Below are 22,463 nucleotides of genomic sequence, written 5' to 3'. Positions count from 1 at the left end.
CGCCCATCAATGGCGATCAGCGTCTTCGACCTGTTCAAGATCGGCATCGGCCCGTCGAGCTCACACACCGGCGGTCCCATGGCCGCCGCGCACAAGTTCGCGCGCGGTCTGCACGACGACGACCTGCTCACGCGTACGGCCCGCGTCGAGGCGATCCTGTACGGCTCGCTCGGCCTGACCGGCAAGGGCCACGGCAGCGACAAGGCCGTCCTGCTGGGGCTGTCGGGCGAGAAGCCCGAACTCGTCGACGTGGACTCCATCGACGCGCGCCTGGCCGCGATGCGCGAGTCCGGCACGGTCCGGCTCTACGGCACGCACGAGATCCCCTTCGTCGTGGGCGAGGACCTCGTCTTCGAGCGCAAGATCTCCCTGCCCGAGCACCCGAACGGCATGCGCTTCACCGCCTTCTCCGCATCGGGCGAGAAGCTGCGCGAGAAGGTCTACTTCTCGGTCGGCGGCGGCTTCGTGGTGGACGAGCAGGCCACCGGCGCCGACCGCATCAAGCCTGACGACACCGTTCTGCCCTACCCCTTCACGACCGGGGACGAGCTGCTCAAGCACTGCTCCAACACGGGTCTGTCCATCTCCGCGCTGATGCTGGAGAACGAGCAGGCGTTCGGCCGCTCCGCCGCCGAGATCCGCGCGCAGATCCTGCACCTGTGGCAGGTCATGTGCGAGTGCGTCGAACGCGGCATCGCCAAGGAGGGCGTGCTGCCGGGCGGTCTCAAGGTCAAGCGCCGCGCGAACCGCCTCCACCGCCGCCTGCAGACCGAGTCGCCGAAGACCGACCCGCTGCACGCCATGGACTGGGTGTCGCTGTTCGCGCTGGCGGTCAACGAGGAGAACGCCGCGGGCGGCCGCATCGTCACCGCTCCCACGAACGGCGCCGCGGGCATCATCCCCGCCGTTCTGACCTACTACTCCCGCTTCATCCCGCACGCCGACGACGACGGCATCGTCCGCTTCTTCCTCACCGCGGCGGCGATCGGCGTCCTGTTCAAGGAGAACGCCTCGATCTCGGGCGCCGAGGTCGGCTGCCAGGGCGAGGTCGGCTCGGCCTGCTCCATGGCCGCCGCGGGCCTCACAGAGGTCCTGGGCGGCACGCCCGAGCAGGTGGAGAACGCGGCGGAGATCGGCATCGAGCACAACCTGGGCCTGACCTGCGACCCGATCGGCGGTCTGGTCCAGATCCCGTGCATCGAGCGCAACGCCGTGGCCTCCATCAAGGCCATCGCCGCGGCCCGCATCGCCCTGCGCGGCGACGGCCGGCACTTCGTCGCCCTGGACAAGGCCATCAAGACGATGCGCGACACCGGCAAGGACATGCTCGACAAGTACAAGGAGACCTCGCGCGGGGGCCTGGCCGTCAACGTGATCGAGTGCTGACATTCGGCACCTGAGAACGTCGCAGAGAGCAGGTAGCGTGAGAGCATGACGGCACATCACCGCGACGAGGTCATCACCGTCCCTCGTGACGAATATGAGGCGCTCAAGGCCGAGGTCAGGCGGCTGCGCCGAGAGCTGGGACGCCAGCAGGCCTTGCTAGCCATCATGGACAACGCCGCCAACCCAGGCCGGCTGCGAACGTTCACGCGCGACGAGCTGGCCGCCGAGTGGGGCATCAGTGGCTGACCGGCGTATCGCCTTCCCTGAGCGTGCGTGGGAACAGATCGAGGCCCTGCCAGAAGTGCTGCGGAGACCCGTTCAGCTCGCCATTTTCACCCTCCTGGACGAGCCACGACCTACGCTCGCCGACCCATGGACGGCGTCCCAGACGCCTACGAGCTGAATCTCGTCCGCGACGATGTAACCATCTGGTACACGGTTACCTTGCACGAAGGTGCGGAAGTGATCACTATTCAAGTGGTCCGTCCAAATCTCTGATTGCCTGTGTGATCCATGGCCGCATGAGGCGCCCACAACAGGCTCTTCGCAGTTGAGGGTGTAGTCAGCTCCCGAACTGTGCCGATCCAACGACGCGGAGCAGGTCGAGCTTGCTGGCGGCGTCGGTTCCCGGTCGAGTGCTGTACACCATTACTCGGAGGTCCGAGTCCAGTGTCGTGAGCACGTCGCAGTCCAGCGTGACGAGGCCGACCGCGGGGCTGTCGATCGTCTTGGGCTGTGATCTGCGCGGGGTAAGAGCGAAGGTGTCGTACTGCTCAGCGAACTCAAGACTGCTCTCTCGGAGGTCTCGGACCAGCTCGGCGAGGGTGCGGTCGTTCGGGTACACGGCGGTGGCACGCCGAAGGTCGGCAGTGAGCTGTCGTCCGAACTGCTGGTGTTCCTCCTTGGTGTGGACCACGTGGTTCGGCAGGTCTCGGAAGTGGCGCCAGACCAAGTTCCGTTCTCGGGTCGGTAGCCGCTCGCTTAGTTCGAACAAGGAGACCCACAGCGCGTTTGCCACGACCAGGTCCCAGCTCGCGGTGAACACGGCCACTGGTGTGTGGGCAAGACTGTCCATGATTCGTGCGACACCCGGCCCGACGTGCTGCGGGACGCATCCGGACGCCGGCGTCTGTGCGCCGGCCGCGCGCCAGAGCAGGTCATGTTCCGCAGCGGACAACCTCAGTGCCCGGGCCAACGCCCCCAGTACCTGCGGTGAGGGGTGTCGCGCGCGTCCCTGCTCGAGCCGGACGAGGTAGTCGACCGAGATCCCAGCGAGTGATGCCAGCTCCTCTCGGCGCAGCCCGGGCGTCCGCCGAAGCCCAACGTCGGGTATTCCGACCTCGGCCGGTGTCACCCGCTCGCGCCAGGAGCGCAACGCACGGGACAGTTCGGGACTCATGTCCTCACTGTCGCACCCGCAGCATGATCACCGGGTGGTACTGGTAGTACCTGGAACGACCCAGGTCGTTGCACGGACGCTGGTGGCATGTCGAACCCAGTCGCAGTAATCACCGGGGCAAGCGGAGGCATCGGCGAGCAGATCGCGGTCGGTCTCGCTGATGCGGGCGCCACGGTCATCATGGTCGCGCGCAGCCTGGAGCGCCTGAGCTGGGCGTCGGAGCGGGTCGCACACTCCGTCCCCGGGGCGAGCATCGAGATCGACCCGGTCGATTTTGCCGACCTGGCCGAGGTGCGCGCGTTGGCCCAGCGACTGATCCCGCGCCAACCGAGTGTGGTGGTCAGCAACGCCGCGGTGATCGCACCGCTGGACGACCGCACGCCTGCTGGCCTGCACCGAACCCTTGCGGTGAACCACCTGGCGCCGTACCTCCTGCTGCGCCTGCTCGCAGCGAACCTGCCAGAAGCTGCGCGGCGATTCATCGTCGTGGGCGCATCGCCGCGCGCGCTCGCGCGGGTGCCGGTCGACCTGGATGACCTGAATACCGAGACTCGACGGGGACTCGGCTGGCCGCCCAGCTTCCGGCCGTTCGTAGCCTATGCCCGGACCAAGAACATGAACACGATGTTCGTCTATGCGATGGCCCAGCGCCTCGCCGGCACCTCCACGACCATCAACGGAGCCCACCCGGGCATCATCAAGGGAACCGGCCTAAGCCGGCACGATCGGGGCGCGCTGAAGCTCTTCGGCTCGACGCTGAACCTGTTTACGCCCGCCAGCGAGGCTGGCGCCCAGACCCCGCTCTGGCTTGCGACGGACCCCGCGGTCGAGGGAGTCACCGGCTCGTTCTTCGTGGATCGCACGGCTACCAGCACCGCTTCGCACACAACCGATCCTGTCCGCATCGAAGCCTTGTGGCGCGAGAGCGCACGCCTTGTCGGCATGCCCGCCGGCAACGACAGGGACGAAGCGCCAGATGCCGGTCATCAAGGTTAGCCTCGCAAAGGCCCAACGCCCAGTGAAAGCACACGTGAGCGACCTTCGGCGGCGGGCCCGGACGCGACAACTCGCCGTGCCTGACGCTGCCCCTGACCGAAGCTTCGGCTGCCCTGACCTGACCACCTTCTGCCGGCTCGACGTGCTCGGCCTCGAAGTCATCGGGCAGCGGCTCGAACCGGATCGCGCGGTGCTGGCGTGTCGGGTGGTCGAGCCCGACCAGTGGTGCCGGCGCTGCGGATGCGAAGGGACGCCACGTGACACCGTGACCCGGCGGTTGGCGCACGAGCCGTTGGGCTGGCGCCCCACGACCCTCGTCCAGCACCTCACTGTCGCCCGTGTCGCCGAGGGCCTCGGAGTCGCATGGAACACCGCCAACGATGCTGCCCTGGCCGAGGGCAAGCGGGTGCTGATCGATGATCCCGGCCGGTTCGACGGCGTCACGGTAATCGGGGTGGACGAACATGTGTGGCGCCACACCCGCCGCGGCGACAAGTACGTGACCGTGATCACCGACCTGACGCCCATCCGCGGCAACGGCCCGACCGAAGCGATCAACGGCCAACTCGAACACCTCCGCGGCTCCGCCCTCGGATTCCGCAACCTCACCAACTACATCGCCAGATCCCTGCTCGAAACCGGCGGCTTCAGACCGCAACTACACCCTCGACTGTGAAGAGCCCCACAACAGACGGCGATCGGCGGGGTGTACCGACCACATGAATGGACAAGGCCAATCAAGACGATGCGCCAGACCGGAGCGGACATACTGGACAAGTACCAGGAGACCTCGCGAGACGGCCTACCTGCTACGTTCCCCCGCCAACGCCCGTCGGCTGATCGAGTCGTACCAGGAGGCGGTCACTGGACGCCACGAGCGCTACGAGCTACTGGACGACGAGGCTCCCCGGTGAAGGTCGCCTTCACCAGCCAGGGCTGGGCGGACTACGTCCATTGGCAGACTGCCGACCGGCAGCTCCTCAAGCGGATCAACCGGCTCATCGAGGACGCGTCGCGCGACCCCTTCGAGGGGATCGGGAAGCCTGAGTCGCTCAAGTACGCGCTCGCTGGCGCATGGTCGCGGCGCATCACCGAGGAGCACCGCCTGGTGTACCTGCCCATGGACGACGAGATCGTCGTCCTGCAGGCCCGCTACCGCTACGAGTAGAAAGCCGATTCCCGTGCGGACCGCGCGCCTGGAAGCGAGTTTGCGTTCGAGCGCGCTCAAAGCCATAGCGTCGCCGACATGACGACACAGACACAGACACAGACCTGGATCATCACCGGCGCGTCCCGCGGGCTCGGGCGCGCACTCGCGGAGGCGGCGCTCGCGGCGGGCGACCACGTGGTGGCGGCGGTACGCCGGCCCGAGAGCGTGGCCGACCTGAAGGCCGCCTACCCGGACGCCTGCCTGATCGCCACGTTCGACGTCCGGGACACCACCGCCGCCGCGGACCTCGTACGGGACACCCTCGACCACTTCGGACAGCTCGACGTGCTCGTCAACAACGCGGGCCGGGGCATGGTCGGCGCGGTCGAGGAGATCGGCGACGCGCAGCTGCGTGAGCTGATGGACCTGCACCTGTTCGGCCCGGCCGCGCTCGTCCGCGCGGCGCTGCCCGCGATGCACGCGCGGGGCACCGGCACGATCGTGCAGATGAGCAGCCAGGGTGGGCGGATGTCCTTCCCCGGCGTGTCGGCGTACTCCGCGTCGAAGTTCGCCCTCGAAGGCTGGTCCGAGGCCCTGGCCGGGGAGGTCGCGCCGCTCGGGATCCGGGTGATGATCGTCGAGCCCAGCCGGTTCAGGACCGGCTTCCACGCCGGCGACGTGCTGGAGTTCGTCGAGGAGTCCGAGACCTACCGTGGCCTGCTCGCCGCTGTCCGGGCGGACATGGCCGGGGCCGACGGCCTCCAGGAAGGAGACCCGGCGCGGGCGGCCGAGATCATCGTCTCCCTCGCGCACAGTGACGAGGTGCCGCTGCGGCTGCCGCTCGGGCGCGAGGCGGTCGAGCGCATCTCGGGTGCGTACCGGCGCGGCCTGGACGAGGTCGAGCGGTGGGCCGAGACCTCCCGCAGCGCCGACTTCGAGGGTGTCCCGGCGGCGGTACGCCCGATTTAAGCTGGTTGTCATGGCCACCGACGAACTGATGACCAGGGCGCTCGAAACGCTCGGGGACGACGGCCCGCTGTCGGTCGAGGCGATCCACCGCCTCACCGACCTGGCCGACGTACCCGAGTCGATGACGATCGCCGAGCTCGCCGACCTGCTCGACATCTCGCCCCACACGCTGCGCTACTACGAGCGGGCCGGGCTGGTCGAGGTGGCCCGCGACGGCAACGGTCATCGCGTCTACGACGCCCAGGCGGTGCGGCGCCTGGTGTTCCTCACCCGGATGCGGCTGTCCGGCATGCCGATGCGCGACCTGCAGCACTACATCTCGCTCGTCGACGCCGGGCAGCACACCACACCCGAGCGGCTCGACCTGCTGATCGAGCATCGCGACACCATCCGCCGCCGGATCCGTGAGCTGACCCTCTCCCTCACGGCGGTCGAGTACAAGATCGCCACGTATGGGGGCTCGACCGGGCCGGACGTTCAGGCCCTCGACGCCATCGCCGGCGCGGACCGCACCGCACTGCCGCACGAGCCGCCGCGACGGGCACTACCGGCGGACTGACGCCGTCAGCGGCGGACGTGGACCCGGACCACGGTGCCGACCTCGTCGTCGCGGACCTCTCGGCGGATCCGGCTGACGATCTCCCGGTCCAGTTTGTGGACCACCGCGCCGACGTCGGCCGAGGCGGGGCAGCAGAGGGAGATGCGCAGGCGGGCGGCGTCTCCGACCACGCGGGCGCTGACCCCGGTGAGACCCTCCACGTCCTTGAGGCCGATACAGAGCATGGCCGTACCCGTGCCGCTACGGGTGCCGCGGCGGCCCCACCCGAGGCAGAGCAGCAGCCAGCGGAACGTCACCAACGCCAGTACCAGCATGACCAGCGCCACCAGCCACAAGGCCCAGGTCTGGTCGGCGATCGTCTGGGCGGTCCGGTCCGGCAGCACCTTGGCGCGCGGTGACATGCCCGGCAGCTTGTCCTTGCCGCGCAGCCAGGCGTAGCCGCCCAGGAGCAGCAGCAGCCCGCCGACCACGGCCAGGCCGATCCGGTTACCCGCGTACTGCCGCATCACAGCCCCCTCCGGTTGCCCACGCACTGCCGCATCCGGTTGCCCACGTACGGCCGCATCACAGCCCTCTCCGGCGCAGCCGTACGACGACCTCGCCCGCGGCCAGGGTGCCCACGCCCGCCAACCGGTCACCGACCGCGGTGCCGACCTGCTTGAGCATCGAACCGGAGCTCTCCGGGCCGGTGATGACCACGACCTCGATCGTCCGCCTGCGCAGCCGTACCCGCGCTCGTTGCACGCCGTCGACCTCCTGGGCGACGGCCCGCAGCGTACGGCGGAGGCCGGCCCGGGTGATGCCGATGACGATCAGCGGGTCGGACGTCTCGACCGGCACGAGCCTGCACCGGCCGGGTACGGCGGCCAGCAGCAACATCACGACCCCCACGGCCATGGTCACCACGGCGGGCAGGGACAGCTGCCCCCACGCCCGATGGGCCGCGAGGTCGAGGAGGTCGGACACCGGCAGCCAGCCGAGCGGCCGGCCCAGCAAGGCGGAGACCACCTCGGCGGCGGCGAGCCACAGCCCGGCGGTCAGCGTGAGTGCCACGACGGTCCCGGCGGGCGTACGCGCCGGTCTGAGCACCCGGCCCGACCTGCGCAGCGGGCTCTCCTGCGCGACGATCCCGGCGCCGGACAGTATCTGCTGGAGGGTGGTCACAACGCCACAGGTACACGGATCGGGCATGGTCCGGACCATGCCCTCGCCGCCGGTTTGCAGGATCATTACGAGGGCCGCAATTAAGATGAACTGCCCTCATATTCATTCGCCCGATATGTCGTTAAGCTGCCTTTATGAACGATCTCCGCCGCTATGACAGCGCAACCAGAGCGCTCGAGCCGCCGTTGGCGATCCTCGATCTCGCGGCCATACGCGCCAACGCGGCCGATCTCGTACGGCGGGCGGCCGGCAAGCCGATCCGGGTGGCGAGCAAGTCGATCCGCTGCCGCTCGGTCATGGAACGCATCCTGGCCATGGACGGCTTCCAGGGCATCATGGCCTTCACGCTGCCCGAGGCGCTCTGGCTGGTCGAGCGGGGGTTCACCGACGTACTCGTGGCCTACCCGACGGCCGACAGGCAGGCGCTCGCGACGCTGGCCGGGGACGCGCGGGCGGCCGGTGAGATCACGCTGACCATCGACGCCGCCGAGCATCTCGACTACGTCGACGACGCGGTGGCGGCGGTCCGTTCACGGGCGGAGATCCGGTTATCGATGGACCTCGACGCGGGATATGTCGCCCTGGGCGGCAGATTCCGGGCGGGGACCCTGCGCTCCACGATCCGCGAGCCCGAGCAGGCCGCCGACCTGGCCGCCGACATCGCCAAGCGGCCCGGCTTCCGTCTGGCGGGTCTGATGGCGTACGAGGGGCAGATCGCGGGGGTCGGCGATGACCAGCCGGGCAACGCCGCGTATGTCCGGGCCATCCGGATCATGCAGAGCCTGTCGGCCCGCGAGCTGGTCCTGCGCCGCGGCCGCCTCGTGAACGCCGTCCGGCAGGTCTGCGACCTGGAGTTCGTCAACGGCGGCGGCACCGGCTCCGTCGAGCGGACCGTGCGGGAGAAGGCGATCACCGAGGTGGCGGCGGGCTCCGGGTTCTTCCATCCGCGGCTCTTCGACTTCTACCGCGCCTTCACCGGCCGGCCGGCCGCGCTGTTCGCGCTCCCGGTCGTGCGGCGGCCGGGGCCGGACGCGGTGACGGTGCTCGGGGGCGGCTATCTGGCCTCCGGGCGGCCGGGGACGAGTCTGCTGCCGCAGCCGTACCTGCCCGCCGGGCTTCGTTACACGCGGGACGAGGGTGCGGGTGAGGTGCAGACGCCGCTGCTCGGTCAGGCGGCCCGGGATCTGCGGGTGGGCGACCGGGTCTGGTTCAGGCACGCCAAGGCGGGCGAGATGTGCGAGCGCTTCAGCGAGCTGCACCTCGTCGACGGGGACACCGTCGTGGAGACCGCCCCGACGTACCGGGGGGAGGGCCGGACGTTCCTCTGACGCCGCGTTAGAAGCGGCGGCGACGGCGGCGCCAGAGGGTGATGGCGGCGCCGACCACCAGCACGACCCCCACGCCGATCAGCACCGGTGCCAGGCTGGGACGCTCCTCGGCCCACAGCTGGTCGGGGTCGTCGGCGTACTCGACGGGGCGCTGCGTCACCCCGAGCGCGTCGCCGACCGAGGTCACCAGATTGCTCGCCCGCGTCTTCACATCCGCCACCGTGCGCTCGGCGACCCGCTTGGGGCTCACCCGGTCGGCGATGGCGTCGACCGTGTCCGCCAACTCCGCGCGCGTCCGCGCGATCCGCCGCTCCAGCTCGTCGGGATCGGTGTCAGCCATGGCTCTCCTTTCGGCCGCGCTCCGTGCGAGCTCCGCCCGGTGATCGTTGAAGCGCTCTTCGCTGATCAGTCTGTCAGGTCGGCGACCCGCCCGGCACTCCGGGCAGGCCGGTAGGTTTTGCACGACGAACTCTGGAGGGCCCCATGACCGAAACCAAGCTCGCGCCCGGCGACGCCGCGCCCGAGTTCACCCTTCCCGCCGCCGACGGCGAGACCGTCTCCCTCGAGACCTACCGCGGCCGGCGGGTGATTCTCTATTTCTACCCCGCCGCGATGACGCCGGGCTGCACCAAGCAGGCGTGCGACTTCCGCGACAACCTCGGCCAGCTGACCGCCGAGGGTTTCGTGGTGCTCGGCGTGTCGAAGGACAAGACGGCCAAGCTGGTTAAGTTCGCCGAGCGTGACTCGCTCACCTTCCCGCTCCTGTCGGATCCCGAGCTCGACGTGCACAAGGCGTACGGGGCTTACGGCACCAAGAAGCTGTACGGCAAGGAGGTCGTCGGCGTGATCCGCTCGACCTTCGTCATCGACGCCGACGGCAAGATCGAGCAAGCTCTCTACAACGTGAAGGCGACCGGTCACGTGGCGAGCCTGAAGAAGAAGCTCGGCCTGGCTTGATAGGCCAGGGGCCCGTCCGGTCATGCGACGGGCCCCCAGCGCACTGCCGGGACGCTAAACTCGGCTCAGGCCCGCTCTGGCAGGGGCTGCGCGGGCGTGGCGAAATGGCATACGCGGCAGGTTTAGGTCCTGTTGGTGGCGACACTGTGGGGGTTCGAGTCCCCCCGCCCGCACCTCCTCCTCGGCTACCTCAGCCTCCTCGGGCTACCTCAGCGCGTACGCCCTGATCACCTCCTGCGACAGGCTCGCCCCGCGCGTGTCGGTGGCCTTGAGGCGCAACGAGACGACTGCGGCGGACCGCGGCCGGTCCAGCGTGGCCTCGTAGGCGCCGTTCCCCTTCGAGGTGAGCCGCCGGACCGCGCGCCACGAGGCGCCGTCGTCGTACGACACCTCCAGCGACACGTCCTTGATCGGGGCGGCCGCCGAGCCGTCCTGGTGGCGCAGGGTCAGGCCGAGCCGCGGCGAGGTGGCCTGGTTCTTCAGGTCCGTCGCCACGTCATAGTCGGCGAGCAGCAGCGGGACCGTCGTGCCCGACCCGGCGTCGTGCTGTGACGGGAACGTCCACGCCGTCTTCGTCCTGGTCGACAGCCGGGCCCAGGTGGCGCGGTTCTCGACGTCGTACTCCATCCGATACGTGGCGGCGGCGGCCGGCAGGAGCAGTATCCCCTGGGGGCGCCGCTCGGTCTGCGCCAGCAGCGTGTCCCCCTGGTACAACCGCCAGCCGGTCTTCATGCCGGTCTCGAAGTTGTCGGTCTGGGCGACGCCGGTGTTCCGCCCCGCGTCGATGAGCCCCCACATGTCGACCTGGAGCAGGTCGCCCTCCCTGCGCAGCGGCCGAACCTTACCCGGGCCGGGCAGCAGCGGCTGCTTGAACCAGGTGCGGCCGATCCGCTCCCCGGCCCGGAAGGGCGCGTCGTCGGGGCCCGCGACGCCGATGTGGGCCTGGTCGTGCTCCCACGTGTAGTTGTACGGCCGCTCCGGCGTCTCCATGCTGCTGCTCCAGCGCACCTCGGGACCGGCGGTGAGGTAGTCGACCCGGTCGCGCGGCGTACGCGGGACGGGCCGGCCGGTGTCCCAGGAGGTGGTCTCCCACGGCTGCCAGCCGAAGCGGTTCTCGGAGAGCGTCACGTCGTCGGCGAGCTGGCTGAAGAAGTCCGAGTCCACCCGGGCCAGGGACTTCGCCCGCAGGGTGTGGTCGGGCCGGTCCCTGATCCCGCCCTCCTCGCTGAGGTACAGGTCGTACACGTACGGACTGGCCACGACGCCCTTGGCCAGGACCGGCACCGGCAGTTTGCGCAGCCGTTCGGCCAGCCGGGCGCCCTCCTTGCCGGTGAGCGCGACGGTCGGGACCTTCAGCTTCACCCCGCTCTCGGACACCGGCAGGTCTCCGTACACCGCGACCATCCGGGCCCCGGCCGCCGCGGCGGCGTTGGACTGGGCGGCGACCGTCAGGTCGGCCGTGCGGCGGATCAGCGCGAGCCGGCCGCGCAGGTCACGGCCCTTGAGGTCCGCGGGTGTGCCGGTCCCGGCGTCCACGGCCAGGAGCAGCGCGGAGCCGTCGAGGCGGGGGAAGTCGGCCGACACGTCGCTGAACCAGACGGGGTCGACGTAGTCGGGGTTCAGCTCCAGCCCGGCGGTCCTCAGGGTGATGGCGGGGGCCTCCAGGTGCCAGCGGGTGGCGAGGGCGAACCGGCCCTTGGTGACGCGCTTCGTGGGCTGCAGGTAGTACGTCTCGTCGGCGCTCTCGTCCTGGAGGACCGTCTCGGTGAGGGGCGTGCCCTTGACGGGCGCGCGGGTCCAGATGAGCTTGGTCGCGGTGCCCCTGTTCCGCTTGGTCACGTGGTCGGGCGTGTCGACCCGCATCTCGACCGCCTTGCGGGCGTCGAGCACGACCTTGGTGTCACCGGTGACCTTCAGCTCGGGCTCACCGGTGAAGCTCAGGTTGAGCACGGTGCCGCGGTCGGCGTAGGCCATGCTGTCGACCGACGGGCGCAGGGTGTTGATGACGCCGAGCACGGAGTAGGTGCCGGGCGGCACCAGCACGCACGAGGCACCCGGGTCGCTCTCGCACCGCCGCACCGGATCCCCGGGCATCTCGCGGCCGTCGCGGGTCCCGTCGTCCACGTTCAGCGCGGCGGCGTACGCCTGCGCGGGGCGGCCGTCCCTGGCGATCCCGCTCACCCGCAGCCGGACCCGCTTGACCTCGACGTTGCCGGTCAGCGAGGTACGGATCGGCGGCCCCTGGCGCGGCGTCGCGACGAGCTCCGCGCGCTGCCGCCCCGCCTGCGCCTTGGCCGGGTCGAGGGTGAGCCGCACCGTGGCCTGCGCCCCGCCGGGCAGGGACAGCTCGGCGGGCGAGACGCTGAACGGGCCGCCGGTGGCCAGGCCGAGGGTGACCGGGGTCTTGCCGGGATTGCGGTAGGTGACCTCGCGGGTGACCGGCGGGCCGGAGGACAGCTCGGACAGCCCGAAGTCGACCGCGCCCTCGGCGGTCAGCACCGGCTCCCCGAGCGCCGTGGCCACGTCCACCCGGCCGGTGCCCCGCTTGTCCACCGGGGTGTCGGGCATGGGCTTGGCCGTACCCATGAGCAGGGACTTCAGCTCCCCGGCCGAGATGCCGGGGCGTGACTGCCGCAGGAGCGCGGCGGCCCCGGCGACGTGCGGGGTGGCCATGGAGGTGCCGGACAGGCGGGTGTAGTGCTCGTCCACCGGCTCGCCGAGCGAGGTGCCCTTCGCCCGCGCCGCGACGATGCCGACGCCCGGCGCGGTGATGTCGGGCTTGACCGCGCGTTCCAGCCCGACGGGTCCGAAGCTGGAGAACTCGGCCAGCCGGTCCTGGCCGTCGACCGCGCCCACGGTCAGCGCGGCGGGAGCGTCTCCCGGGCTCCCGACGCAGGCTTCGCAGCCCCTGTTGCCCGCCGCCACCACGAACAGCGTTCCGTAGCCCGCGTACAGCGCGCCCAGGGCGTCGGTGAGCGGCCCGCCGGGGCTGGGGTCGCCCAGGCTCATGTTCACGATGTCGGCGTGCTTCTCCCCCGCCGCCCATTCCATCCCGTCGATGATCCAGGAGCTGAGCCCTTCGCCGTTGGCGTCCAGGACCCGGCCGTTGAGCAGCTTGACGCCGGGCGCGACGCCCTTGCGCGAGCCGCCGGAGGCCGCGCCGCTGCCCGCGATGATGTCGGCGACGTGCGTACCGTGCCCGAACTCGTCGGTGGCGCTGCCGCTGTCGGTGAAGTCGCGCTCGTCGGCGACCTTCCCCGCCAGGTCCGGGTGCCCGGTGTCGACGCCGGTGTCCAGGACCGCGACCGTCGTGCCCGCGCCGTCGTAGCCCGCCGACCACGCGGCCGGCGCGCCGATCTGCGGCACGCTGCGGTCCAGCGCCGGTTCCACCTTGCGGTCCAGCCAGATCTTGGTGACGCCGTCGAGCGGGCTCTTCGTACGGCCCGTGGCCAGCGCGGACAGCTCACCGCCGAAGCCCCGCGCCGCGCTCTTGGCCAACCGGACGCCCGAACCGCCGATGCTCTCCAGCGTGCGGACCGCCTTCAGCGCGGGGACGGCCGGCATCGCGCTCTGTTTCCCGTACGTGACGATGAGGGAGATGGCGTCCGACCGCTCGTCGGTGTAGCCCTGCGCGGCGAGGGCGGTCACGTTGAAGAGCTCGGGGTCGAGGCGGCCGGGGACCAGCCCCTCCACGTCGCTGGGCAGCACGGTGAGTTGCCCGGCGTCCTCGGTGATCCGGAAACGGGCCGGCGGCCCGTCCCCGCGCGGGGCGGCGGTGACGCTCGCTTTCTGGCGGCCGTCGGCGGCGACGGCGACGTGCACCTGGTCGCCGGTGATCAGCGTGATGTCGTAGCCGTGCTTGGCGGGGTCCGGCGCCAGAGCCGGAGCGCGGTCGGTCCGCGCGAGCGCCGGAGCGTCCGCCCGCGCGCCCGTACCGGTGATCGTGGTGACCGCGGCCACCGCCAGGGAGGCGGCCACCGCTGTCCAACGCCTGGGCCTCATCGGCCACCTCCAGAAGGCGAGAAATGTGCCGACCCAATTCCTAGTGATCTGGGGGCGTTCCGGTCCATAGGTCTCGTCTGGCGAGATCCCGACTTGTCGTAAACCCGCCTGGGCTACGCTCGCGTTCGAGACGACAGGACAGCGGGGGGCTGGCATGGCGCAACGGCGGTTACTGGAGGGCCTCGGTGTCAGCGTCGCCGAGGAGACGGCCTACCGTGCGCTGCTCCGCCACGGGCCCGCGACGCTGAGCCAGCTGGCCACCGAGACCGGCGCGTCCACCGCCGCCATCCGCCGGATGCTGCCCCGGCTGGAGGACCTCGGGCTGATCTCCCGGGTGGCCGGCCGGCCCCTGCGGCTGATCGCCACGCCGCCGAACATCGCCATCGACGTGCTGGTGGCCCGCCGCCAGGAGGAGATCACGCACAGCCGGGCCGCCGCGGCACTGCTCGCCACCGAGGTGGCCGACCGCACCGGACCGCATCCGGAGGAGGTGCTGGAGGTGGTGACCGGCCGTTACGCCGTCGCCCGCCGCTACCTCCAGCTCGAACGCAGCGTCACGGCCGAGATGCTCGTGCTGGTGCGCCCGCCGTACGCGGTCGACATCCTGGACGATCAGGAGAACCAGCAGCGCGCCGCCCACCAGGGCCCGGTCGTCCGGGGCATCTACGGGCCGCTGGCGTTCGAGGAGCCCGGCATGCTGGAGCACACGCGGCAGGCCATCGCCGACGGCGAGCAGGCCCGGCTGGGGCAGGTGCCCGTCAAGCTGGCCATCGCCGACGGCCGCACGGCCATGTTGCCGCTGGTGTCCGACGAGGACCGGGCGGTGGAGAGCGCGCTGGTCGTCCATCCGTCGGCGCTTCTCGACGCGCTCGTCGGGCTGTTCGAGGTGCTGTGGCAGGCGGCCGTGCCACTGCGGCTGTCAGCGGACCCGGCCGCGCACATCGAACGGGACGTGTGGCCACAGCCGGGCGACACCGAAGTCCTCGCCCTGCTGGCGGTGGGGATGAAGGACGACGCGATCGCGCGGCAGCTCGGTCTCAGCCCGCGTACGGTGCAGCGGCGGGTGCAGGAGCTGTGCGAGCGGCTGGGGGCCCGTACGCGGTTTCACGCCGGGTTCCTGGCCGCGCAGCACGATCTGCTGGTCCTGGATCGCGGGCCTGGCCTGCGGGCGCCTTAACCGGTCTTGGTGGGCATCGGCGTGGGCATGACGCTGGGGGGCATCATCGTAGGCACCGCCGTGGGCAACGGATACGGAGTCGCGGGCATCTGATACGGGCCGGGGTACGGCGGCAGCCGCCGGCAGTAACTCCCGCCAGGGCCCGGACGACAGTCCTGGTAGCCGGGATAGCGCTCCCAGTCCTGCCAGTAGACGCGGGCGGTGTCGCCTCGGTGGACCATGCCGCTGATCACCGCCACGGCGCCGCCCCCGAGCACGCCGCCGATGATCAGCCCGATCAGGCCCGCACCGATGATCTGCGTGGGCTTCAGCCGGAAGAAGTCGTGGAAGCTGTCAGAGCGCGGATGTGGAGCCGTTGTCGCCCAACTGCCTCCGGGCGGCGGACCCGAGACTCGGGTGGTCGCCGCTTCCGCTTCGGGGGGAGCGGCGGGCCGGTCTCCAGGGGTCGGGTCGCGTGGCGCTTCCTCTTCGCCACGCGACCCGGCGTCACGATCATGATCCGCCATCACGATCTCCCTTTACTCGCCCCTCAGGGCGCTCCCAAAGACAAGAGTGCCCTACGTCCCGTAAGGCTGATGTAAGACCTGAGTCGTACCCAAACCTCCCCCTACAGACTGACAAACCCATGCCGAAGCCTCCGTATCGTAATGATGTGTTCGGCAGGGTAATGGGATGGTCGGGACGCCATGGCAGGCTCATGGACGCCCTCCGGGTGGCGCCGCTGGCGGTGTTCTGCCTGTTCATGGCCGTGCCGTACGGGCAGAACGGCCCGTTCGACAACGGCAACCTGTACATCGGGGTGGCCGGCTACCTCGGGCTCTGCGCGGTGCTGATCGTCCCGCTGCTGTGGCGGCGGGACCGGCCGCTGACCGTCTTCGCGATCCTCTCACTGGCCTGTTTCGGGCAGTGGCTGGCCAAGATCGATCCGATGCCGGCCAACATCGCCGTGCTGGTGGCGCTCTACTCGGTGGCCTTCCGGTGCAGGTTCCCGTGGGCGGTCGCCGCGGGCGCGGTGGCCGAGGTCGGCGTGCTGCTGGTCATGGTGCACTGGCAGGCGCCGACGTTCAGCCTCTTCTTCAGCGGCTCGATCCTCGTCGTGACGGTCTGGCTGACCGGCCTGTACGCCAAGACCCGCAGCCGCTATCTGGAGAGCCTGGAGGAACGGGCGGAACGGGCCGAGCGCGAGCGCGACCAGCAGGCCCGGATGGCGGCCGCAGCCGAGCGCACCAGGATCGCCAGGGAGCTGCACGACGTGGTGGCCCACAACGTCAGCGTGATGGTGGTCCAGGCCGACGGGGCCGGGTACGCCATCGACAGCGACCCCGACCAGGCGCGGCAGGCGGTACACGCGATCTCCAAGACCGGACGCGAGGCGCTCGCCGAGATGCGCAGGCTGGTCGGCGTCCTGCGGGAAGACGGGTCCGACGGGACGGACTACACCCCGCAGCCGGGCCTCGCCCAGCTGGAGGAGCTGGTGCGCGGCGCGGGCGTGCCCGCGCGGCTGCGGATCGGGGGCCCGCCGGGCGAGCTGCCCGAGGGGCAGCAGCTCGCGGTCTACCGCATCGTGCAGGAGGCGCTGACGAACGCGCTCAAGCACGGCGGCCCCGGCGTCCGCGCGCTGGTCGAGCTACGGTACGCCGGGCGCGAGCTGGTCGTGCGGGTGACCGACGACGGCAGGGGCGCGGCGGCACCACGCAGCCCCGACGGGCACGGGCTGGTGGGAATGCGCGAGCGGGTCGGCATGTACGGCGGACAGGTGGCGGCCGGGCCGAGATCAGGTGGCGGGTTCGAGGTGCTGGCCAGGCTGCCGGTGCCGGGCACGAGGGCGGCCTGATGATCCGGGTGATGCTGGTCGACGACCAGGAGTTGCTGCGCGCCGGGTTCCGGATGGTGCTGGGCGCCCAGCCCGACATCGAGGTGGTCGCCGAGGCCGGTGACGGGGTGCGGGCGCTGGAGGTGCTGCGCGAGGTCGAGGTGGACGTGGTGCTCATGGACGTACGCATGCCGGGGATGGACGGCGTGGAGGCGACCCGGCGCATCGACGGCCCCAAGGTGCTCATCCTGACCACCTTCGACCTCGACGAGTACGCCTTCGCGGCGGTCAAGGCGGGCGCCTCGGGCTTCCTGCTCAAGGACGTGCCGCCGGCCGACCTGCTGACCGCGATCAGGTCGGTGCACGCGGGCGACGCCGTGGTGGCGCCGAGCACGCTCAAGCGGATGCTCGCCAAGTTCGCCGCGCAACTGCCGACGGAGGAGCTCGCGGCCGCGTCGGAGCTGACGCCACGCGAGCGCGAGGTGCTGCTCATGGTGGCCCGCGGCCTGTCCAACCTGGAGATCGCCACCGAGCTGGAGGTGGCGGAGGCCACGGTCAAGACCCACCTGGGCCGGGTGCTGGCCAAGCTGGGGCTGCGGGACCGCGCCCAGGTGGTGGTCTACGCGTACGAGGCGGGCCTGGTGGTCCCGTCACGTCAGCCGAAAGGCTGACCCGGGTCATCTCAGGACCTACACGAAACCCCTCCTCGGGGCCCATATTTCCTGCATTTTCCGCTTCTAGGTTGGTCACGTTCCCGCAGACGACAAGGAGTGAACGTGACCCTCACCGATATCCGGCGACAGGCCCCTGAGGCGGTGGTGGCCAAAGCGCTGACCAAGGTGTACGGCCAAGGCGACGCGCGGGTCCACGCCCTTCGTGGCGTGGACGTCGCCTTCGCGACGGGCGCGTTCACCGCGATCATGGGCCCGTCCGGTTCCGGCAAGTCCACGCTGATGCACTGCCTGGCCGGGCTCGACACCGCGACCTCCGGCACCGTGCACATCGGCGACGTGGAGCTCACCGGGCTCAACGACAAACAGCTCACGCTGCTGCGCCGCGAGCGGATCGGCTTCATCTTCCAGGCGTTCAACCTGCTGCCGACACTGACCGCCGAGCAGAACATCCGCCTGCCCCTGGAGATCTCCGCCCGCCAGCCGGACCGGCTGCTCTTCGACCGCGTCATCGAGACCGTCGGGCTGCGCGACCGGCTCGCCCACAAGCCGACCGAACTGTCCGGCGGCCAGCAGCAGCGCGTCGCCGTGGCCAGGGCGCTGATCAGCAAGCCACAGGTGATCTTCGCCGACGAGCCGACGGGCAACCTCGACTCGCGAAGCGGCGCCGAGGTGCTGTCGTTCCTGCGCACCTCCGTACGCGAGCTCGGCCAGACCATCGTCATGGTCACGCACGACCCGGTGGCCGCGGCGTATGCCGACCGCGTGGTCTTCCTGCGCGACGGCGAACTGGTCAGCGAGATCAACGCGCCCTCACCGCAGTCGGTGCTCGACACGCTGATGAAGCTGGAGGCCTGAGTTGCTGAGGACGACTCTGGCCGGGCTGCGCGCGCACAAACTGCGGCTGCTGCTCACCTCACTGGCGATCACGCTGGGGGTCGGCTTCATCGCCGGTACGTTCGTGCTGACCGACACCATGAAAGCCGGCCTGTCGCAGCAGGCCACGGCCGAGGCGGACAAGGTCGGCCTGGCCGTGCTGCCCGAGGACCCCGAGGCGGTGTTACCGGAACGCCTGCTCGACCAGGTACGCGGCCTGCCCGGCGTGCTGGAGGCGCAAGGACTGATCCGCGGCAGCGCGCCGTTGCTGGGCAAGGACGGCAAGGTGGTCGGGAACGCGCCGACCACGGCCGTCTCGATCGTGACCGGCCGCCTCGACCGCACCACCATAATCAGCGGCACCGGCCCCGGATCCGACGACCAGGTGGCGGTGCTCGACAAGAACACCGCCAAGGCCCAGGGCCTCAAGCTCGGCGACACGATCACCGTGCTCGACTCCCGGCACCGCGAGCAGCGGTTCAGGCTGGTCGGCATCATGGACACCGGCCTGGACCAGATGCTGGCCTACACCGGCGCGATCGGCTTCACCCCGGCCACGGCTCAGCGGATGACCGGCGCCAAGGGCTTCGCCGAGATCGACATCGCGGGCGACGGCGCGGCGCTCAAGCAGGCGGTCACCTCCGCCGCCTCCGCCGCCGGAGCGGGAGCGGTGGTCAAGACGGGCGCGGAGCTCGCCAAGGGCCTGGCGGCCGAGTCCGGCATCCAGATGGAGTCGCTGACCACCGGCCTGCTGCTGTTCGGCCTGGTGGCCATGCTCGTGGCCGCGCTGGTCATCTACAACACCTTCAACATCCTCGTCGCACAGCGGGCCAGGGAGATGGCGCTGCTGCGCTGCATCGGCGCCACTCGCGGGCAGGTGTTCGGCTCGATCATCCTGGAGTCCACCGCCGTCGGCCTCCTGTCGTCCGCGCTCGGCCTGCTCGCGGGCTACGGCCTCGGCGCGGCCACGCTGGCCGTACTCGGCGCGCTCGACGCCCCGCTGCCCACGAACGCGGCCATCGCGCTGACGCCGGTCACGACGCTCAGCGGGCTGGGCCTCGGCCTGCTGGTCACCGTGGGGGCGGCGCTGCTGCCCGCGCGGGCCGCCACCCGGGTCGCGCCGATCGCGGCGCTGCGCACGCAGGTGGAGGAGCAGACGTTCCGTACCGGCGTCGTACGCGTGCTGCTCGCCACGCTCTTCCTCGTCGCCGGGCTCGGCACGGCCGGCTACGGGGCGCTGGTGATGGAGCCGGGCCAGATGGTGCCGCTCTTCGTCGTCACGGGCGGCGGCGCGCTGACCTTCCTGGCGGTACTGATCCTCGGACCGGTGCTGGTCAAGCCGCTGAGCGCGCTGATCGGCTGGATCCCGGCCAGGCTGTTCGGCGTACCGGGACGGCTGGCCGTGGACAACTCCGGACGCAACCCCCGCCGGGCCGCCACCACGACCGTGGCGCTGACGATCGGCGTGACGCTCATGACGCTGATCTCGGTGGTCACCGCCTCGACGCGGGTGACGATGACGACCAAGCTCGACAACCAGTTCCCCGTCGACTACCTGGTGGCCACCCAGGAGCGCGACGCCGCCGTCCCCCGGTCGGTGGCCGACTCGCTGCGGCGCAGTCCGGAGCTGTCCTCGGTCGTACAGATCCGCGCGGCCAAGGCCAAGATCTCCGGCTCCGGCAATTCGGTGCAGGTCGGCACCTTCAACGGACCCTTCAAGCCGGAGGTACGGTCCGGTTCGATGGACCGGCTTGAGCCGGGGCAGGTCGCGGTGACCGCCCCCGCGGCCGGCCGGTTCGGGCTACGGGTCGGCGGCACGGTCGCGGTGCGGACCGCCAAGGCCGGGACCGTCACGTTGCGGGTGGTCGCCGTTCTCTCGGGCGATGCGTCCCTGCCGATGTTCACCGTGGCCGAACGGCCCTTCGACGAGTACTTCGGCCAGATACCCGACACGCGGGTGATGGTGAACATCAAGGACGGCGTACCCACCGCACAGGCCCGCAAGGCGGTGGACGCGGCGACGGCGGCCTACCCGATGGTCCAGGTGACGAGCGCGACGGAGGTACGCGGGCAGTTCGACGACACGCTGGACATGCTGCTGATGATCATCACCGGGCTGCTGGGCCTGGCGATCCTGATCTCGCTGCTCGGCATCGCCAACACGCTGTCGCTGTCGGTACATGAACGGACCAGGGAATCGGCGCTGCTGCGGGCCCTCGGGCTGACCAGGCCACAGCTGCGGCGGATGCTCTCGGTGGAGGCGCTGGTGCTCGGGCTCATCGGGGCGGTGGTCGGGGTGGTGCTCGGCGGCGTGTTCGGGTGGGCGGCGATGCGGGCGATGATCGACGGCGCCTGGTTCGTGCTGCCGGTGGGGCAGATCGTGCTGTTCGTGGTGCTGTCGGGGCTGGCCGGGGTGCTGGCCGCGGTACTGCCTGCGCGGCGGGCGGCTCGGGCGTCGATCGTGGGCTCACTAGCAACCGGATAAACCCCGACAAATCACGATAAAAACGGCAACTTCCGGAAAGGAACTATGCGGGACGGCGAGCCGCATCCCTCGTCGTCCCGCACCCCGCCTCCGCCGCTCCTCTGGTGAGCGAGGGGTACGGCCGATCAGCGGGGGGTACGGCCGGGCCAGAGCTCGGCGACCGTTTCCGGATCGAGAAGCGGCCGGGTGACCACCTCACCGGACACCTTGTCGATCACGATGCAGCCCCCGCCGACCGTACTGGGCAGGGTCGCCGGGTCATCGAGCTCAGGCTCTCGCACCCAAGCGACATAACCCTCATTGAACCCATGAATCCCCACCGAGACGGAGTCGTCCGCCCGCCGCACCCCGTTGAAGTACTCCTCCGCCAATGCCCTGGCCTGGTCGAGGTTCATCGCAGTTGCCCCTGCCTGTCGACGATCACGCAGAACACCCCGGTCACGGTTGTATAGGGCGGTTCGACGGCCATGTGGCCCCGCTGGGCATCGATCCAGATCACCTCGCCGCCCGAGTTGACGGCGTTCCACGCATGAGACCCGCCACCGGGCCAGCGCACCACGATCACGGCCGCCGCCCCGTGCCCCGCCTCCAGCAGCCGCCGCGCCACCATCGGATAGGCGTGCCGCCCCTGCCCCAGGTACTGGAACCGCTGCCCCACCCACCGCTCGATCCGCGCAGTGCCCCCGACCTCACCGGTGACCTGCGGCCGCCCGATCCGGTCGTACTCCGCCACCCTCGGCGCCGCCGCAGCGGGCTCGCCGTGCCAGGTGGACAGTACGGCCAGCGCGCAGTCGGCGGCGTTGGACGCACGAAACGGGTCATCGGCCGGACCGCCACCGTTGATCAGCCTGACCCACGTGCCACGCGGATCGGGAAACCGCGTACCGAGCGGAATCGCCAGCGCCAGATCGTGCTCCACCTGCGCATCGGGCTTCGCCAGCCCTCCGGGCACCCCGTAGGGCCGGTAACCGGCCAACCTCGGCGGCCGATGCGACCGCTCGAACCAGTCCCGCTCAGCGACCGTCTGCCGCCCAGCCGCCCCCACCCCATTCCCCTGCCACCCAGAGCCTCCGGCGCCAACCTCCTGCCGACCAGCACCCCCGCCCCCGGCCCCCTGCCACCCAGAGCCTCCGGCACCAACCTCCTTTGGACCAGCACCCCCGTCCCCCTGCCACCCAGAGCCTCCGGCGCCAACCTCCTGCCGAGCAGAACCTCTGGCGGCCCCGTGCCACCCGGAGCCTCTGGTTCCGGCCTCCTGCCGACCAGGACCGCTGGTCCCGGCCCCGTGCCGCCCAGTTGTCCCGACCCCGGTTTCGCTCAGGGCGGCCGGCCCGACCCCACCTCCCTGAGGCCCAAGCGCCGCAGCGCCCGAGGGCGTCGAAACGCTGTCGGGCGGGAGCCCCAGAATGGCCGCCGCCGGCCCCACCCCGGCTCCGCGCGGAACAGGCGCCACGACCCCACCTTCTTGGGACCCAACCGCCGCAACGCCCAATCCCGGCGAAACGCTGTCCGGCGAGAGCCCCAGAATGGC

Annotated in this window: 22 protein-coding genes and 1 tRNA gene; 15 read left to right on the top strand and 8 right to left on the bottom strand. The window is 70.7% G+C overall.

Annotation, left to right across the window (positions count from 1 at the left end; translation table 11 throughout):
- Nucleotides 1–9 precede the first annotated feature (9 nt).
- Complete coding sequence (locus ACGFJ2_RS10195) at nucleotides 10–1,386, top strand: L-serine ammonia-lyase (protein ID WP_393466722.1); 1,377 nt, start codon at nucleotides 10–12, stop codon at nucleotides 1,384–1,386.
- A gap of 45 nt (nucleotides 1,387–1,431) precedes the next feature.
- The gene (locus ACGFJ2_RS10190; RefSeq protein WP_393466719.1) at nucleotides 1,432–1,632 is read left to right on the top strand and encodes a hypothetical protein; all 201 of its coding nucleotides are present in this window, start codon (nucleotides 1,432–1,434) and stop codon (nucleotides 1,630–1,632) included.
- 316 nt (nucleotides 1,633–1,948) lie between these two features.
- On the opposite strand, the gene ACGFJ2_RS10185 is transcribed toward ACGFJ2_RS10190, so the two are convergent.
- Entirely contained in the window at nucleotides 1,949–2,785 is an 837-nt protein-coding gene (locus ACGFJ2_RS10185) for a helix-turn-helix transcriptional regulator (protein WP_357942815.1), read from the bottom strand.
- Nucleotides 2,786–2,872: 87 nt separating this feature from the next.
- Here ACGFJ2_RS10185 and ACGFJ2_RS10180 point away from each other — a divergent pair, with 87 nt between their 5' ends.
- The 5 genes from ACGFJ2_RS10180 to ACGFJ2_RS10160 all read left to right on the top strand — a co-directional run bounded on the left by ACGFJ2_RS10180 (nucleotide 2,873) and on the right by ACGFJ2_RS10160 (nucleotide 6,459).
- The gene (locus ACGFJ2_RS10180) at nucleotides 2,873–3,781 is read left to right on the top strand and encodes an SDR family NAD(P)-dependent oxidoreductase (RefSeq protein ID WP_357942813.1); all 909 of its coding nucleotides are present in this window, start codon (nucleotides 2,873–2,875) and stop codon (nucleotides 3,779–3,781) included.
- A gap of 76 nt (nucleotides 3,782–3,857) precedes the next feature.
- Nucleotides 3,858–4,457 carry a transposase gene (locus ACGFJ2_RS10175; protein ID WP_393467011.1) on the top strand — a complete coding sequence of 200 codons (600 nt, stop codon included), beginning with the start codon at nucleotides 3,858–3,860 and terminating at the stop codon, nucleotides 4,455–4,457.
- A gap of 234 nt (nucleotides 4,458–4,691) precedes the next feature.
- Nucleotides 4,692–4,949, top strand: a complete 258-nt coding sequence (locus ACGFJ2_RS10170; protein WP_393466715.1) for a Txe/YoeB family addiction module toxin — start codon at nucleotides 4,692–4,694, stop codon at nucleotides 4,947–4,949.
- Nucleotides 4,950–5,027: 78 nt separating this feature from the next.
- Nucleotides 5,028–5,900 carry an SDR family NAD(P)-dependent oxidoreductase gene (locus tag ACGFJ2_RS10165; RefSeq protein WP_393466712.1) on the top strand — a complete coding sequence of 291 codons (873 nt, stop codon included), beginning with the start codon at nucleotides 5,028–5,030 and terminating at the stop codon, nucleotides 5,898–5,900.
- A gap of 10 nt (nucleotides 5,901–5,910) precedes the next feature.
- A complete protein-coding gene (locus ACGFJ2_RS10160; RefSeq protein WP_393466709.1) occupies nucleotides 5,911–6,459 on the top strand; it encodes a MerR family transcriptional regulator in 549 nt (182 codons plus the stop codon).
- A 5-nt stretch (nucleotides 6,460–6,464) separates the two neighbouring features.
- Here the strand turns inward: ACGFJ2_RS10160 and ACGFJ2_RS10155 are convergent, their stop codons facing one another.
- Nucleotides 6,465–6,965: a hypothetical protein gene (locus tag ACGFJ2_RS10155; protein WP_357942805.1), complete on the bottom strand. Its 501-nt coding sequence runs from the start codon at nucleotides 6,963–6,965 to the stop codon at nucleotides 6,465–6,467.
- Nucleotides 6,966–7,023: 58 nt separating this feature from the next.
- Nucleotides 7,024–7,623 carry a DUF6286 domain-containing protein gene (locus tag ACGFJ2_RS10150; protein WP_357942803.1) on the bottom strand — a complete coding sequence of 200 codons (600 nt, stop codon included), beginning with the start codon at nucleotides 7,621–7,623 and terminating at the stop codon, nucleotides 7,024–7,026.
- A 134-nt stretch (nucleotides 7,624–7,757) separates the two neighbouring features.
- On the opposite strand from ACGFJ2_RS10150, the gene ACGFJ2_RS10145 reads away from it, so the two are divergent.
- Entirely contained in the window at nucleotides 7,758–8,951 is a 1,194-nt protein-coding gene (locus ACGFJ2_RS10145; RefSeq protein WP_393466705.1) for an amino acid deaminase/aldolase, read from the top strand.
- A 7-nt stretch (nucleotides 8,952–8,958) separates the two neighbouring features.
- Here the strand turns inward: ACGFJ2_RS10145 and ACGFJ2_RS10140 are convergent, their stop codons facing one another.
- Complete coding sequence (locus ACGFJ2_RS10140; protein WP_357942799.1) at nucleotides 8,959–9,291, bottom strand: DUF3618 domain-containing protein; 333 nt, start codon at nucleotides 9,289–9,291, stop codon at nucleotides 8,959–8,961.
- Nucleotides 9,292–9,434: 143 nt separating this feature from the next.
- On the opposite strand from ACGFJ2_RS10140, the gene bcp reads away from it, so the two are divergent.
- Together bcp and ACGFJ2_RS10130 are read left to right on the top strand one after the other, a co-directional pair.
- Nucleotides 9,435–9,908: a thioredoxin-dependent thiol peroxidase gene (bcp, locus tag ACGFJ2_RS10135; protein ID WP_393466702.1), complete on the top strand. Its 474-nt coding sequence runs from the start codon at nucleotides 9,435–9,437 to the stop codon at nucleotides 9,906–9,908.
- A 90-nt stretch (nucleotides 9,909–9,998) separates the two neighbouring features.
- Nucleotides 9,999–10,081: transfer RNA gene (locus ACGFJ2_RS10130), tRNA-Leu, on the top strand.
- Between the two features lie 31 nt (nucleotides 10,082–10,112).
- Here the strand turns inward: ACGFJ2_RS10130 and ACGFJ2_RS10125 are convergent.
- A complete protein-coding gene (locus ACGFJ2_RS10125; protein ID WP_393466699.1) occupies nucleotides 10,113–13,910 on the bottom strand; it encodes a S8 family serine peptidase in 3,798 nt (1,265 codons plus the stop codon).
- A 154-nt stretch (nucleotides 13,911–14,064) separates the two neighbouring features.
- On the opposite strand from ACGFJ2_RS10125, the gene ACGFJ2_RS10120 reads away from it, so the two are divergent.
- Nucleotides 14,065–15,087: a helix-turn-helix domain-containing protein gene (locus ACGFJ2_RS10120; RefSeq protein ID WP_358197111.1), complete on the top strand. Its 1,023-nt coding sequence runs from the start codon at nucleotides 14,065–14,067 to the stop codon at nucleotides 15,085–15,087.
- On the opposite strand, the gene ACGFJ2_RS10115 is transcribed toward ACGFJ2_RS10120, so the two are convergent.
- A complete protein-coding gene (locus tag ACGFJ2_RS10115) occupies nucleotides 15,084–15,593 on the bottom strand; it encodes a hypothetical protein (RefSeq protein ID WP_357942791.1) in 510 nt (169 codons plus the stop codon). The two genes, ACGFJ2_RS10120 and ACGFJ2_RS10115, sit on opposite strands and share 4 nt — an antisense overlap.
- Nucleotides 15,594–15,739: 146 nt before the next feature.
- Here ACGFJ2_RS10115 and ACGFJ2_RS10110 point away from each other — a divergent pair, with 146 nt between their 5' ends.
- The 4 genes from ACGFJ2_RS10110 (at nucleotide 15,740) to ACGFJ2_RS10095 (ending at nucleotide 20,932) form a co-directional block, all read left to right on the top strand.
- Entirely contained in the window at nucleotides 15,740–16,921 is a 1,182-nt protein-coding gene (locus ACGFJ2_RS10110; protein ID WP_393466695.1) for a sensor histidine kinase, read from the top strand.
- Nucleotides 16,921–17,571, top strand: a complete 651-nt coding sequence (locus ACGFJ2_RS10105; protein ID WP_393466692.1) for a response regulator — start codon at nucleotides 16,921–16,923, stop codon at nucleotides 17,569–17,571. Before ACGFJ2_RS10110 ends, ACGFJ2_RS10105 begins: the two co-directional genes overlap by 1 nt.
- Before the next feature lie 105 nt (nucleotides 17,572–17,676).
- The gene (locus tag ACGFJ2_RS10100; protein ID WP_357942785.1) at nucleotides 17,677–18,429 is read left to right on the top strand and encodes an ABC transporter ATP-binding protein; all 753 of its coding nucleotides are present in this window, start codon (nucleotides 17,677–17,679) and stop codon (nucleotides 18,427–18,429) included.
- Nucleotide 18,430: 1 nt separating this feature from the next.
- On the top strand, nucleotides 18,431–20,932 hold the full coding sequence (locus ACGFJ2_RS10095) for an ABC transporter permease (protein WP_393466689.1): 2,502 nt from the start codon (nucleotides 18,431–18,433) through the stop codon (nucleotides 20,930–20,932).
- Nucleotides 20,933–21,057: 125 nt separating this feature from the next.
- Here ACGFJ2_RS10095 and ACGFJ2_RS10090 read toward each other — a convergent pair whose 3' ends face one another.
- Nucleotides 21,058–21,327, bottom strand: coding sequence for a hypothetical protein (locus ACGFJ2_RS10090; protein ID WP_357942781.1), 270 nt, complete (start codon nucleotides 21,325–21,327; stop codon nucleotides 21,058–21,060).
- Complete coding sequence (locus ACGFJ2_RS10085; protein ID WP_393466686.1) at nucleotides 21,324–21,977, bottom strand: toxin glutamine deamidase domain-containing protein; 654 nt, start codon at nucleotides 21,975–21,977, stop codon at nucleotides 21,324–21,326. Before ACGFJ2_RS10085 ends, ACGFJ2_RS10090 begins: the two co-directional genes overlap by 4 nt.
- Between the last annotated feature and the right edge of the window lie 486 nt (nucleotides 21,978–22,463).

The organism is Nonomuraea sp. NPDC049028, assembly GCF_043197735.1.
In the GTDB taxonomy this organism is placed as follows: Bacteria; Actinomycetota; Actinomycetes; order Streptosporangiales; family Streptosporangiaceae; genus Nonomuraea.
The sequence above is the reverse complement of the archived record's forward strand: the minus strand, read 5'-3'. Positions and strand labels throughout refer to the sequence as shown.